We start from the raw sequence: 13,037 nt of genomic DNA, 5'->3' as shown, positions 1-13,037 counted from the left end.
TCAGCAACAGGACAGACCATCATGGCTCAGCTTACAAAACGTCAGCTTTTTTCCCTTACAGCCTCGGCTGCGTTTCTCACCTCTCTCCCGCGGGCGCAGGCCGCCCCCGGCAAGCAGCCAGTTCTTGAACTGGCGTTAAATGAAAATCCGTTTGGTCCTTCGCCCAAAGCGGAGCAGGCGCTGGCTGCGCAGATTAAAAACGCTAACCGCTACGGGGATACTCTTTCAGCCGATCAGTTTGTGGAGCAGGTTGCCAGATTTGAAAATGTCGCATCTGAGCAGATCATTCTCGGAGAAATTCTGGAACTTCTTGGCCTGTTTCTGGCCGCCCGTGCACCGGTTGGAGGGAATATCGTCTATTCCTCGCCCGGTTACATGGCTCTGGTCGATGCGGGCAAACCGGCTGGTTTGACAGGCGTTGGGGTGCCGCTGGATGCGTCTTTGAAAAATGATTTACCAGCACTTGCAAAAGCCATCACACCCCAGACGAAAGCCCTTTATCTTGTAAACCCGCATAATCCGAGCGGGACTGTCTCGGCGCCAGCGGATTTTGAGAAATTTCTTCGGGACATCTCCAGAAAAACGCTTGTAATTGTCGATGAAGCGTATCTTGAATATGGCACTTCCGTGCGGAGCGCCGTCTCCCTTACGCGACAGGGGGAGAATGTCGCGGTTTTCAGAACATTTGATAAAATTTACGGTCTTGCCGGGCTGCCTATCGGGTATCTTGTGGCTCCGCGCTCACTGGCCACAGCGTTGCGCGATGCAGGGTTTGGGAACCCGCATGGTCTCGGGCGGCTGGCTATCAGTGCCGCCAGTGCCGCTTTGACGGATCAGAACTGGGTCCGTTCTGTTCATACCCGTATTGCCGCAGGGCGCACACGCCTGACGCAAACACTGGACAGTCTGAAATTAAAGCACACAGACAGCGAGGCCAATTTTGTCTTTTTCCAGAGCCCGAAACCTGTGACGGATGTCCGGGAGCAATTTGCAAAACAGGGCATCGTGATTGCCCGTCCTTTTGCGCCGCTGAATGACTGGCTGCGCATTTCCGTGGGTACGGAAGCAGAGGTGACGCGCGTTATCTCTGCCCTGAAAGAGATTTTTGCCACCTGACGGCCGGGAGGCCGGAGAAGAGACCGGCCTCCCGTTTTTTACAGGCGCTCTGTGCGGTTTTACCGCGGTGTGCGCCGGGTCAGTTGCCCGACGTCACGCACGGCACCACGTGCGGCACTGGTGGTGAGTGCTGCGTAGGCTTTCAGAGCCGTGGAGACAACGCGGTCTCGCTTTGGCTGCCATGCGGCATCGCCTTTTTCATCCATCCGCTCCCGCCGGGCAGAAAGCTCACTGTCTGGCACTGCAACGGACAGGCGGCGGTTGGGAATGTCGATCTCAATCCGGTCCCCTTCTTCCACCAGACCAATCACGCCGCCTTCCCCTGCTTCCGGGGAAATATGGCCGATGGACAGGCCCGAGCTGCCACCCGAGAAGCGACCATCGGTAATCAGGGCGCATTTTTCGGCCAGCCCTTTGGATTTCAGGTAGCTGGTCGGGTAGAGCATTTCCTGCATGCCGGGGCCGCCTTTGGGGCCTTCATACCGGATGAGCACCACATCACCGGGCTGAATTTTATCTCCCAGAATGGCGGCAACGGCATCATCCTGACTTTCAAAAATACGGGCCGGACCAGAGAAGGTTTCAAGGCCTGCTGCCACGCCAGCGGTTTTTACAATCGCACCGTCTTCGGCCAGATTGCCGTACAGCACTGCCAGACCGCCATCCTGATTGTAAGCGTGCGCGCCATCACGAATGGCGCCGTTTTCCTGATCCGTATCCAGCTCCTTATACAGGCTGGCCTGAGAAAACGCCTGCGTGGTGCGCACGCCGCCGGGGGCCGCACGGAAGAAGTCACGGGCTTTAGTATTGTCCGCATTGTCGGTGGCCCGGATGTCCCATGCTGCCAGCCCGTCTTTCAGGCTTGCGGCATGCACCATCGGGATTTCATTATGCAGCAGGCCGAGGCGGTCCAGCTCCCCCATAATGGCGGGAATACCACCAGCCCGATGCACATCTTCCATATGCACGTCCGAACGGGACGGAGAGACCTTGCACAGATGCGGCACCTTGCGGGAGAGGCGGTCAATATCCTGCATGGTAAAGGGCACTTCACCCTCATGGGCGGCAGCCAGCAGATGCAGCACCGTGTTGGTGGAGCCCCCCATGGCGATATCAACAGACATTGCGTTTTCAAACGCCTTCATGGTGGCAATGCTGCGGGGCAGCACGCTGGCATCGTCCTGCTCGTAATAGCGGCGGGCCAGATCCACGACGCGCTTGCCGGCTTCCACAAACAGCTCCCGCCGTGCGGCGTGCGTTGCGACCAGCGTACCGTTACCGGGCAGGGACAGGCCGAGGGCTTCTGTCAGGCAGTTCATGGAATTGGCGGTGAACATGCCGGAGCAGGAGCCGCAGGTCGGGCAGGCGGAGCGTTCAATGGCCTGAGAGTCCGCTTCACTGACGCTCGGGTTGGCGGCGGCGACCATGGAGGTTACGAGGTCGGCCCGCTGCTCGATATCATCCAGCGTGACGCGCCCGGCTTCCATCGGACCACCAGAGACAAACACCACCGGAATGTTCAGCCGCATGGAGGCCATCAGCATGCCGGGGGTAATCTTGTCACAGTTGCTGATGCAGACCAGCGCATCCGCACAATGCGCGTTGACCATATATTCCACGGCATCGGCAATCAGCTCACGCGAGGGCAGGCTGTAGAGCATCCCGCCATGACCCATGGCAATGCCATCATCCACCGCAATGGTGTTGAACTCGCGGCCAATGCCTCCGGCTTCCGCAATGGCGTCACATACAAGCTGACCCATGTCTTTGAGGTGGACATGGCCGGGCACAAACTGGGTGAAGGAGTTGGCGACGGCAATAATGGGTTTGCCGAAGTCTGAATCCTTCATGCCTGTGGCGCGCCACAGGCTGCGGGCGCCTGCCATGTTGCGGCCATGGGTAGTAGTGCGGGAACGGTAGCCGGCCATTGCGGGGTCTCTCTGGTCAATACATCAAAAGGGGTAAAAAGACGGCCCGGTCTCAGGCAGGCCGACAATGCGGGCGCGCATCCTACGCCATAAGTGGGGCTGTGTCAGGGTGTGGGGAAGGGGTTTGAGACATATTCGGTGTAAAAGTGCTACAGTTTCATGACATTTGTTGCGTATGGGTGCGTTTGTTCACGGCTCTGGTTGCAGGCCGCCGGGTGGTTCAGTATTGCTCCCAATTCCCGGCCTGTAGATCGGAACGGAGTGCAGATGGACGGAACCGCAGTGCAGCCCCCGCAGGCTGCAACGCCTCAGATAAACCGCCGATGGGATGGTGATGCCCTGTTCAGGACGCTGGTCGTTGTGACGGGTATTGGCGTCCTTCTTGTGCTGGGCGCCATCATTACAGTGATGCTTACAGGCGGCTGGAAGGCATTTTCCACGTTTGGTCCGGGCTTTTTTGTCACGGCTGTCTGGAATCCGGTCACGCAGCATTTTGGTGCGGTGGCCCCGGTGTTCGGCACGCTGGCCAGCAGCTTTCTGGGGCTGGTGATTGCCGTTCCGCTGGCCTTTGGTACGGCCTTCTGGCTGACAGCTCTGGCGCCCCCGGCGGTCTCCTCCGTTATTGGTATGGCCGTGCAGCTTCTGGCGGCTGTTCCCTCCATTATTTTTGGCATGTGGGGCTTTTTTGTGCTCGTGCCTGTCATGGCGCATTACGTGCAGCCGACGGCGCGCCACATGTTTGGCCATGTGCCTGTGCTGTCCGCGCTGGTCAGCGGGGCGCCATTCGGCACCGGCCTGCTGACAGCCGGGCTGGTACTGGCGGTGATGGTCGTGCCGTCCATTACCGCCGTGATGCGGGATGTGTTTGTTTCCATGCCAACTGTGCTGCGTGAAAGCGCATACGGGCTGGGCGCGACTCGCTGGGAAGTGATGCGGCAGGTTGTGCTGCCCTGGTCCCGGCAGGGTGTTGTTGGCGGCATTGTGCTGGGCATGGGCCGCGCCATGGGGGAAACCATGGCTGTGACCTTTGTGATCGGGGACAGTAACCATATTGGCTGGTCTCTCTTTGCACCGGCCAACACCATTGCCTCTCTGATTGCTCTGGAATTCCCGGAAAGCCCGTCGGGCAGCCTCAAGCTGTCCTCCCTGATGGCGCTCGGGGCTATTCTGATGGCTATTTCCTTCGTGACGCTCTGGGTCTCGCGCATTCTGCTGGCCAGAGGGGAAGCACAGGCAGGAAAACGCTCATGACCCGTCAGGTCTTCTCACTGGCTGCCGGGCGGCCACAGCGGTCCGGCGTACTGGCCCTGCATCGCAAGATGATCGACAAGCTGGCAACCGGCATGAGCTGGCTGGCCATGCTGATTGTGGTGTTTGTGCTGGGGTCCATTCTCTGGACGCTGCTTAAAAACGGCCTGCCCGGTCTGACCCTCTCCCTGTTCACCCATTCCATGGGGGCTCCGGGGGCTGGTGGTGGTCTGGCCAACGCCATTGTTGGCAGTCTGCTGCAAACGGGTCTGTCCATTCTGCTGGGCGCACCGGCTGGTCTGCTGACGGGTATTTTTCTGGCGGAATACGGGGCTGACAGCAAACTGGCCCGGACTGTGCGGTTTGTGTCGGACATGCTGCTGTCCGCGCCGTCCATTCTGATCGGCCTGTTTATCTACATGCTGCTGGTTGAGCCGTTTGGCCACTTCTCCGGTTTTTCCGGTGCCGCAGCCCTCGCGCTCATGGCCATGCCAATTATTGTGCGCACCACGGAAGACATGCTGCGGCTGGTGCCGGTGTCCATGCGTGAGGCCGGGATTGCACTGGGTGCGGCCAAGTGGCGCGTCATTCTGTTTATCTGCGTGCGGGCCGCGCGCGGCGGCATCATGACCGGTGTGCTGCTGGCCATTGCCCGCGTGGCGGGGGAGACGGCGCCGCTGCTGTTCACCTCGCTGGGGAATTCTGAGTGGTCTCTGGATATGCGGCGGCCCATGGCCAGCCTTCCGGTGGCAATTTATCAGTATGCAGGCTCTGCCTATCAGGACTGGATGCAGCAGGCATGGACCGGAGCCCTGCTGGTGACGATGGGTGTGCTCATTATCAATATTGTGGTGCGGGTGGGCATCCGCGGAGGACGGACATGAACGAGAACACCATGCAGGTTATGCCCTCGGCTAACGGGGAGGCTGATGCGTCAGCTGCTGCGCTGTCAGAACGTCCGATCGCTATTCAGGTGAATGATCTGGATTTCTATTACGGCAAGACCCACGCGCTGCATAACATTACGCTGGGCTTTCCCGAGCGGAGTGTGACGGGGATGATCGGCCCCTCGGGCTGCGGAAAATCCACGCTGCTGCGGGTGCTGAACCGGATGTATGACCTGTATCCGGGCCAGCGCGCCACGGGTGAGGTGCTGTTTGCCGGCCAGAATATTCTGGGCAGCGGACTGGATCTGAATGCCCTGCGCTCCCGCGTGGGGATGGTGTTCCAGAAGCCTACGCCGTTCCCGATGTCCATTTATGACAACATCGCGTTTGGCATCCGCCTGCATGAGCGTGTGTCCCGCTCCGAAATGGATGGGCGTGTGGAAGATGCGCTGCGCCGCGTGGCGTTGTGGCCGGAGGTAAAGGACCGCCTTCAGGCATCCGCCACGGCACTTTCCGGGGGCCAGCAGCAGCGTCTGTGTATTGCCCGCACCATTGCCGTGCGCCCGGAAGTCATTCTGCTGGATGAGCCGACCAGTGCGCTGGACCCGGTCTCCACCGCCCGGATTGAAGAACTGCTGGACGAACTCAAGACCGATTTCACCATTGCCATTGTCACGCATAACATGCAGCAGGCTGCCCGCTGTGCGGATCAGGTCGCCTTTTTCTATCTGGGGGAACTGGTGGAAGTGGACAGCACGGCGCGGATGTTTACCGCCCCGCGTGAAAGCCGCACACAGGACTACATTACCGGCCGCTTTGGCTGAACAGGGAGGAGACACTCATGGGGAACGAACCCGCGCATACCGTCACCCGATATGATCAGGAGCTGGACCGTCTGCGTGGGCTGGTTGCCCGCATGGGTGGTCTGGTGGAACGCCAGACGGCGCAGGCCATTGCCGCCGTGGTGGATCAGGATGAAGACGCCGCTCTGGAGCCGCCTGAGCTGGATGTGGAAGTGGATGCGCTGGAGCGTGAGGCGGAAAGCCTCGCCATCCGTATTCTCGCCCTGCGTGCGCCGATGGCGGTTGATCTGCGCGTGATTATCGCCGTGCTGAAAATTACCGGCGATTTTGAGCGGATCGGGGATTATGCCTCCTCCATCGCCCGGCGGGCGCTGAAGGTCGAGCCGCTGGATGGGGCGCTGTCTTTTGGTGCCCTGCGCAACATGGCGCGTCTTGTGCAGGAAAACCTGCACAGCGCGATTGAAGCCATGGTCAATAATGACAGTGAATGCGCCATGCAGGTCTGGGGATCGGATACAGCGATTGACGAACTCTATACCGCCATGTTCCGTGAACTGGTGACGTATATGATGGAAGACCCGCGCAAGATTGGCCCCTGTATCCACCTGCTGTTCGTAGCGAAAAATCTCGAACGGATCGGGGATCACGCCACCAATATTGCCGAGCGCGTTTACTATGCGGTTACCGGGGAAATGCTTCCGGCGCTGCGCCCGCGTGGCGGAGCCGCGAAAAAGGGCAGCTAAAGCAGCCTGACTGCGTGCTGCCGTGGAGACTGAGAGGGGGGCAGGACGTGCGTAAAGCAGGCTGGATCGGGATGGTGTCGTTGCTGGCACTGGCCGGTTGCGCGGAAGAGAACGGGGTGTGTCAGGTCGCAACACTGGGCGACCTCCCTGTTCTGAACAAATTTGGCTCCCCTATCGTGGGGGTGACAATCAACGGGCATGACGCCGCGATGGTTGTGGATAGCGGGGCCGATCTTTCCATGATTTCGGAAGAGGCCAGCAAGAATTTTGGCCTTACGGACACCGGGCACGTTCTGAACATCAGCGGCGTGACGGGTGAGATGCTCTCCCCCGTCATGCGCGCCGACAAGATGGGTCTCGGCACCGCTACCAGCGGGGAAGTGTATCTCACACAGGCAAAGCGGTCTTTTGGCGGCACACTTGAAGGACGCCCTGTTGTCGGGCTGTTCGGGGCGGATTTCCTCCGGTCCTATGATGTGATGTTCAATCTGCCTGCCCGAAAAATTGCGCTCTATGAGCTGAGCGGGTGCAAAAGCCCGACCCCGACATGGGATGGTCCCTCCTCAACGCTCGACTGGTATCGCCTCGGGACTCAGGGGATGCGGATAGGCACCACCATGAGGCTGAACGGCAAGAAGATTGATACCATGCTGGACAGCGGGGCGTGGCATACAACTGTCCTGCCATCGCAGGCGCGTAAAGCGGGCGTCATGAAAGACGAACTGGCGCGGGGTGTTCCGGTGACATCAGGGGGTGTCAACGGAAAACGACGCGGCGGCGGATATCTGCATCGTTTTGACAGCCTTCAGATCGGGACGGAACTCTACCCCAACCCCATGCTGGCCGTCTCTCCCATTGAGACAGACGGCTATGCTCTGCTGGGGGCGGACTTCCTGCGGCATAACCGGGTGTGGATTTCCTACAAGAAGGAGCAGATCTTCATCCAGCGGCTGCGGCCGCCGGAGCAGGATCATACGTTCGAGTTGCTGATCAGGCAGAAAAATGCGCCGACCACAGGTGGCGTAAGCCCCACAGGCCCAGCGGCTGCGCCACTCCCAGTGACAGTACCCCCCGCTGCCGGGGTGCCCGTAAGCGGGCCTGCGGCGACCGCAGCGCCGTCTGACCAGACGGGTGCTGCGCGGTAAGCCCGCAGGAAAAGTTTTTTCAAAAAACAGACGCGCCCGTGCGGCCCGGTATCGGTCAGGATCGTCTGACCAGTACCGGGCCTGTTTTTTTATGGGGCGTGGAGCGTCAGCCCGAGTTGCTGTGCAAGCTGGGGGGATGTGGGCAACATGCTCAGGGTCGCGGCAATCGCCATCAACGGCACAGGCTGCGGCGGGTGTACGGTCATGGTCAGCGGGCCGTTGCCGGGGTTGGCCAGATAGCTTGCAAACTGAGGCAACGGCGCTTTCGGGTCGCTGCCTTCGGGGGCCATGCTGTTCCGCAGAGACGTTATATAGTCCTGCGGGGTTGTGCCGCGTGTGCTGGCAAAATTTGCAATCACTTTGGGGACCAGCCCGCGATCCCGGTAGGACAGGTTCATGCTGATCACCTGCATATCCGCAGCACTGGCTGAGAGCATGGCGAGCGTACTGGCCTCGCTGAAGTCTCCGTCCAGTGTCAGACGACCCATGTCCGGAGCTTCCAGACTGAAGGTGTCGATATGCAGCTTTCCGGCTTTGTAATCATGCGTCAGGTTCAGCACCAGCGCACCCCGGAAATGGTCATAGCCCAGAGCCGGCAGGAAAGAGAGGTTGGGCACGGCAGGCCACAGTTCCAGCCCCTGAACGGCTGAGACTTCTTTTTCCAATGACTCGGTATGGGTGGCGTGGGATGTGAGGCGGGCTACGCGGAGCAGAGGGCTTGTCCCTTCTATGCTCAGGGCGTCCACCTGAATATCCCGCACGCCGTCCAGCGGTTTGTAGGGGGCATTGGTGGTGTAACTCTTATACAGTCCGGCCAGATCCATCCCGTCCAGCAGGATGGCGCTGGCCGTAATCTGGCGCTGCGGGGCAACGCTGGTTGCCAGCCGGAGGTCTTTTGCGTCCAGATGGGAGGCTTCATCATTCCCGTAATCATCCACCTTCAGGCTGGATGCGGTGAAGTCCGACTGCATGCTGGCAATAAAGCCATGCAGCTTTCTGGCGTCCACATGTTTGATTTCCAGCGCCTGCGGGGGTGTGCCCTGTTTTTCATCGCCCTTGCTGGGCAGGGTAACGCCATCCAGAGACAGATCATCCAGACGCAGGTTGCCTGAGGTATCGGTAAACTGAAACTTGTGGAAAACGAGATGGCCGATTCGTCTGGCTTCATCCCCAGTGGTGCTGACTTTGGAAATTTCCGCGTCGTCCGCTGTCACGCTCTGCTGCCCCTGCCGGAAAACCAGCGCGGTAAATTTTACACTCCGCCCAAGCAGGCCGGGCCATGCCTTTTTATATGTAAAGGACGTATCCGGCCCCAGCGTCTGGCGGAAACTGTCGATACTTTTTTCCAGCATGACATGCTCGGCATGGCGGGCCGCCAGCCATCCGACACAGGCGAGGGCTGCAATACCAGCAACTGTAAAAGGGACATGTTTCTTCACCAGGTAGGAATCCTGCTTGTTTTGACAAAGGAAGTCTTCACCGTATCTCCCCGTGTAATGCACGGGCGGGGGGTGCTGCAAGTCTGGCTATGGTAACATGTTACCGTAAGAAAAACTGTTGATTTTACGGGGGTCAACGCCAATTCCTCTTGACGAAGCCCTTTGGCACCCGCATAAGGCGCCCATCTTCAAAGCTTATAGTCTTAACGGAATCACACTCTCATGAAGACCACCCTCTCGCTGAAACCCGCGGAGGTGACGAAGAACTGGATCCTGATCGATGCCGAAGGCCTCGCTCTTGGTCGTCTGGCCGTCATCATCGCGAACCGCCTGCGCGGCAAGCACAAAGCTCAGTTCACCCCGCACGTTGACTGCGGTGACCACGTTGTTGTCATCAACGCCGAGAAAGTGGCGCTGACCGGCAACAAGGCTGGCCAGAAGCTGTTCCACTACCACACGGGTTACCCCGGCGGTATCAAGACCCGCACCATTGCACAGCGTCTGGGTGGCAAGAACCCTGACCATGTTGTGGTGAAGGCTGTTGAACGCATGATCACCCGTGGTCCGCTGCAGCGCCAGCAGATGCGCAGCCTGCATGTTTATGCCGGTGCCGAGCACCCGCATGACGGCCAGCAGCCGCAGAAGCTGGACGTGGCTGCCATGAATCGCAAAAACGTCGTTAACGCGCAGAAAGGCTGAGCATCATGTCTGAAACTCAGGAACGTACAGGCACGCTGGCTGATCTGAAAGACGTGGTTCCCACGGCTCCGGAAGCCCCGGTCTATGAAGTTAAACGCGATGCGCAGGGCCGCTCCTACGCAACGGGCCGTCGTAAAGACGCTGTGGCCCGCGTGTGGATCAAGCCCGGTAAAGGCGACATTACGGTTAACGGTCGTCCCGTTGGCACGTATTTCGCACGTCCGGTGCTGCGCATGCTGCTGACGCAGCCCTTCCTGGTGGCTGACCGCTACAACCAGTTCGACGTTGTCTGCACCGTCGTTGGTGGTGGTCTGTCCGGTCAGGCTGGTGCAGTCCGTCACGGCATCAGCCGTGCGCTGACGCACTATGAACCCGGCCTGCGCAGCATTCTGAAAGCTGCTGGCTTCCTGACCCGTGACTCCCGTCAGGTTGAACGTAAGAAATACGGCCGCGCCAAAGCCCGTCGTTCCTTCCAGTTCAGCAAGCGCTGATCCGGCAGGGGCGAGCGGCTTACACGCTACGTCAGGAAAAGGCGGGAGAGGGAAACCTCTCCCGCCTTTTTTATGTCTGGCGGGTTTGGTATGGCCTGTTTTTCAGGGGGCCAGAAACGCCTTTACGTCCCGTGCCAGAGCCGCACGGCTGTCCGGGCGGGTATAGAGCATGTGGCCGCCGGGGTAGGTGTGCAGGCCAATGCGGTTGCGGCCGACAGGGATATGCTCCGTTACCCAGCGTGCGCTGGCAAAGGGGCAGGCCAGATCATAATATCCGTTGGCAATAAAGATCCGCAGGGTCGGGTTCAGAGCCAGCAGGCGGCGCAGAATGGGAATCTGATGCGCCATAGGTTCCCCATCCCCCCGGAAATCCCACGCGGCATTCACCTTCATGCTCAGCAATTCGTAAGACAGATCCGTCCGGTAATTCAGGGTTTTGGCGGCATAGTTCTCAAACGCGCTGCCATAGGCGCGGCCAAAGCCGGAGAGGGTCGGGTCCGGGCTGTCACCATTATCCACACCTTCGGGGAACGGGTCGGCAATGGACACCGTGGCATCATACAGCGTGTAAAGGCGTCCGTCCCGGCTGCGCACATCATGAGCCATGGGCTGCGGCTGGCCGCGTTCCTTGGCAATCACGTCCTGCGGCAGGCCGGTGTGGTTGGCAACCTCTTCATAAAAATCACGCGCGGCATCGCCCGTGGGCGGGGTGTTGGCCAGCGTGGAAAGATACGGGCCGAGCGCGTAGTGATAAGCCTCATCAAGCTGATGCGCTGCGGTTTCCGGCGCGAGTTTGTGCTGTAAGGCCAGTTTTGCGGCCTCAAAGGACGGCAGCGTGAGGGCGGAGGCCAGAATACTGTTGCTGGTATCCAGCAGCCCCATATCCAGCGCCGGTGAAATCATGACGATGCCGTTCACCATCAGATTCTGCTGCTGGGCCAGAGCTTCTGCGACCTCTATGGAACGAATGCCGCCGTAGCTTTCTCCCACCAGATAGCGCGGTGAGGTCAGGCGGCCGTTGGTGTTGGCCCAGAGCTGAATGGTCTTGGCAAAGGCCCGGGCATCCTGCTTGACGCCATAGAAGGTTTTGTCAGCAGTTTTCGGGTCGGTCGGGGTGGACCAGCCAGTGCCGGGGGCGTCAATAAACACCATGTCCGTGTCCGGCAGCCAGCTATCGGGGTTGAGCGCCAGCCGCGCGTTGGCGCCGTCCGTCGGGTTGCCTGCGGGAAATGTCAGCGCGGTGGGGCCAGCGGCCCCCAGATGCAGATAAGCCGTGGCTCCGCCGGGACCACCATTGAAGAAGAAGGACACCGGGCGTTTTGCCGGGTCCGCGCCGTCCTGCGTGTAGGCCACGTAAAACATGCGGACTGTGGGCTTGCCGGCATCATCCCGCAGCACGAGTGTTCCCGCGTGGGCGGTGTAGCTGATCTTGTGGCCAGCAAACGTGTCCGTGTGGTGCGTTATGGCATCATCCGGGAGCAGGGCGGCGGTGCCGGTAAACTCTGTCCGGGCCTCTTTGGGCGCATCAGCATGGGGTGCGGTTGGCGGCGTGGGCGGCACGGCGTATACCGGGGCCGCAGACAGGCAAAGGGCAGTGGCTAAAGCAAGTCCGGCCTTTGTGTGCGGTCTGCGCATGTGTTTGCAGAGTAAAGAAGGCTTCATCATCTGGGTTTATTCTCCAAACACAAAAAAAGATACGAGGGTGTGCGGGCAATTCTGTCCGGTCAGGGCGGGAATGGCCATTTTTTGACAAAATTTCCTGCCTAAAACACGCCCGTCTTCCTGATGGTTATCAGGAAATATGGAAGGAATATTTATGCAGTTCATTCGGAAAATCGCCGTTCTGGGGTTGCCGCTTGCAACGGTTCTGGTTTCAGCCACAGCCGCCCATGCTGATCCTTGCCTCTCCCTGACATCCTGCGCACAGCAGGGAGTGGAGAATACGCGGAATGCCGTCAAGACTGATGCTAACCAATTTTCATCCAATCTGAAAAACGCCGGCCAGTCCGCACAGGATCAGGCAAAAGAACGCTGGAATAATGCCAGCGAGGCAACCCGCAAGAAGTGGGAAGCCCAGCGTGACAAGGTGACCAACGCGGAGCAGAACGCTAAGGATAAATGGAATAACGCGAATGAGGAAACCCGCAAGAAGTGGGAAGCCCAGCGCGACAAGGTGACCAGCGCGGAGCAGAACGCGAAGGATAAGTGGAACAACGCGAATGAGGAAACCCGTAAGAAGTGGGAAGCCCAGCGCGACAAGGTGACTAATGCGGAGCAGAACGCGAAGGATAAGTGGAACAACGCGAATGAGGAAACTCGCAAGAAGTGGGAAGCTCAGCGCGATAAGGTGACGAACGCGGGCAAAAGCGCGCAGGAAAAATGGAATAATGCCGGGCAGGATACGAAAAATGCCTGGAAGAGCCAGAAAGATCGTCTGAAGTCTGACTGGAAAGATGCAACGTCTCTGCCCAGACTGTAAGGCGCTGAGTCGTTAGCAAAGAAAAAGGCCCCTTCCTTTCGGGAGGGGCCTTTTTTTGC

The 13,037-nt window shown here is 59.4% G+C and carries 12 protein-coding genes; 9 read left to right on the top strand and 3 right to left on the bottom strand.

Annotated elements, in window-relative coordinates:
- Positions 1-21: 21 nt before the first annotated feature.
- Positions 22-1,116, top strand: coding sequence for a pyridoxal phosphate-dependent aminotransferase (locus JK199_RS06660; RefSeq protein ID WP_212374734.1), 1,095 nt, complete (start codon positions 22-24; stop codon positions 1,114-1,116).
- A gap of 59 nt (positions 1,117-1,175) precedes the next feature.
- On the opposite strand, the gene ilvD is transcribed toward JK199_RS06660, so the two are convergent.
- Positions 1,176-3,044 carry a dihydroxy-acid dehydratase gene (gene ilvD, locus JK199_RS06655; RefSeq protein ID WP_212374732.1) on the bottom strand — a complete coding sequence of 623 codons (1,869 nt, stop codon included), beginning with the start codon at positions 3,042-3,044 and terminating at the stop codon, positions 1,176-1,178.
- A gap of 267 nt (positions 3,045-3,311) precedes the next feature.
- Between ilvD and pstC the strand changes: the two genes are divergently transcribed.
- The 5 genes from pstC to JK199_RS06630 are packed head-to-tail and all read left to right on the top strand — an operon-like array spanning position 3,312 to position 7,870.
- A complete protein-coding gene (gene pstC / locus JK199_RS06650) occupies positions 3,312-4,295 on the top strand; it encodes a phosphate ABC transporter permease subunit PstC (RefSeq protein ID WP_077930623.1) in 984 nt (327 codons plus the stop codon).
- A complete protein-coding gene (pstA, locus tag JK199_RS06645) occupies positions 4,292-5,176 on the top strand; it encodes a phosphate ABC transporter permease PstA (protein ID WP_212374731.1) in 885 nt (294 codons plus the stop codon). The genes pstC and pstA overlap by 4 nt, the downstream gene beginning before the upstream one ends.
- Before the next feature lie 20 nt (positions 5,177-5,196).
- Positions 5,197-6,003 (top strand): phosphate ABC transporter ATP-binding protein PstB, encoded by an 807-nt coding sequence (pstB, locus tag JK199_RS06640; RefSeq protein ID WP_237388872.1) that lies wholly within the window; start codon positions 5,197-5,199, stop codon positions 6,001-6,003.
- Positions 6,004-6,020: 17 nt separating this feature from the next.
- A complete protein-coding gene (gene phoU / locus JK199_RS06635) occupies positions 6,021-6,725 on the top strand; it encodes a phosphate signaling complex protein PhoU (protein ID WP_077930620.1) in 705 nt (234 codons plus the stop codon).
- 47 nt (positions 6,726-6,772) lie between these two features.
- Entirely contained in the window at positions 6,773-7,870 is a 1,098-nt protein-coding gene (locus JK199_RS06630) for a retroviral-like aspartic protease family protein (protein WP_212374730.1), read from the top strand.
- An 89-nt stretch (positions 7,871-7,959) separates the two neighbouring features.
- Here JK199_RS06630 and JK199_RS06625 read toward each other — a convergent pair whose 3' ends face one another.
- Complete coding sequence (locus JK199_RS06625; protein ID WP_212374728.1) at positions 7,960-9,309, bottom strand: hypothetical protein; 1,350 nt, start codon at positions 9,307-9,309, stop codon at positions 7,960-7,962.
- A gap of 222 nt (positions 9,310-9,531) precedes the next feature.
- Between JK199_RS06625 and rplM the strand changes: the two genes are divergently transcribed.
- Positions 9,532-10,008 carry a 50S ribosomal protein L13 gene (gene rplM, locus JK199_RS06620; protein ID WP_025827672.1) on the top strand — a complete coding sequence of 159 codons (477 nt, stop codon included), beginning with the start codon at positions 9,532-9,534 and terminating at the stop codon, positions 10,006-10,008.
- 5 nt (positions 10,009-10,013) lie between these two features.
- Positions 10,014-10,499 carry a 30S ribosomal protein S9 gene (gene rpsI, locus JK199_RS06615; RefSeq protein ID WP_025827670.1) on the top strand — a complete coding sequence of 162 codons (486 nt, stop codon included), beginning with the start codon at positions 10,014-10,016 and terminating at the stop codon, positions 10,497-10,499.
- 102 nt (positions 10,500-10,601) lie between these two features.
- Here rpsI and JK199_RS06610 read toward each other — a convergent pair whose 3' ends face one another.
- Complete coding sequence (locus JK199_RS06610; protein ID WP_212374727.1) at positions 10,602-12,164, bottom strand: S10 family peptidase; 1,563 nt, start codon at positions 12,162-12,164, stop codon at positions 10,602-10,604.
- A gap of 151 nt (positions 12,165-12,315) precedes the next feature.
- Between JK199_RS06610 and JK199_RS06605 the strand changes: the two genes are divergently transcribed.
- Positions 12,316-12,978, top strand: coding sequence for a hypothetical protein (locus JK199_RS06605; protein WP_244284792.1), 663 nt, complete (start codon positions 12,316-12,318; stop codon positions 12,976-12,978).
- Positions 12,979-13,037 lie beyond the last annotated feature (59 nt).

This window comes from Acetobacter persici (genome assembly GCF_018256955.1).
GTDB classification, from domain to species: Bacteria; Pseudomonadota; Alphaproteobacteria; order Acetobacterales; family Acetobacteraceae; genus Acetobacter; species Acetobacter persici.
This window is presented reverse-complemented; position numbering and strand designations above follow the sequence as displayed.

Excerpts from the sequence above, each read along its gene's own strand:
- JK199_RS06605 (WP_244284792.1), top strand. The coding sequence starts at position 12,316 with ATGCAGTTCATTCGGAAAATCGCCGTTCTGGGGTTGCCGCTTGCAACG.
- JK199_RS06660 (WP_212374734.1), top strand. The coding sequence starts at position 22 with ATGGCTCAGCTTACAAAACGTCAGCTTTTTTCCCTTACAGCCTCGGCT.
- pstC (WP_077930623.1), top strand. The coding sequence starts at position 3,312 with ATGGACGGAACCGCAGTGCAGCCCCCGCAGGCTGCAACGCCTCAGATA.
- ilvD (WP_212374732.1), bottom strand. The coding sequence starts at position 3,044 with ATGGCCGGCTACCGTTCCCGCACTACTACCCATGGCCGCAACATGGCA.
- JK199_RS06610 (WP_212374727.1), bottom strand. The coding sequence starts at position 12,164 with ATGATGAAGCCTTCTTTACTCTGCAAACACATGCGCAGACCGCACACA.
- rpsI (WP_025827670.1), top strand. The coding sequence starts at position 10,014 with ATGTCTGAAACTCAGGAACGTACAGGCACGCTGGCTGATCTGAAAGAC.
- phoU (WP_077930620.1), top strand. The coding sequence starts at position 6,021 with ATGGGGAACGAACCCGCGCATACCGTCACCCGATATGATCAGGAGCTG.
- pstB (WP_237388872.1), top strand. The coding sequence starts at position 5,197 with ATGCCCTCGGCTAACGGGGAGGCTGATGCGTCAGCTGCTGCGCTGTCA.
- rplM (WP_025827672.1), top strand. The coding sequence starts at position 9,532 with ATGAAGACCACCCTCTCGCTGAAACCCGCGGAGGTGACGAAGAACTGG.
- pstA (WP_212374731.1), top strand. The coding sequence starts at position 4,292 with ATGACCCGTCAGGTCTTCTCACTGGCTGCCGGGCGGCCACAGCGGTCC.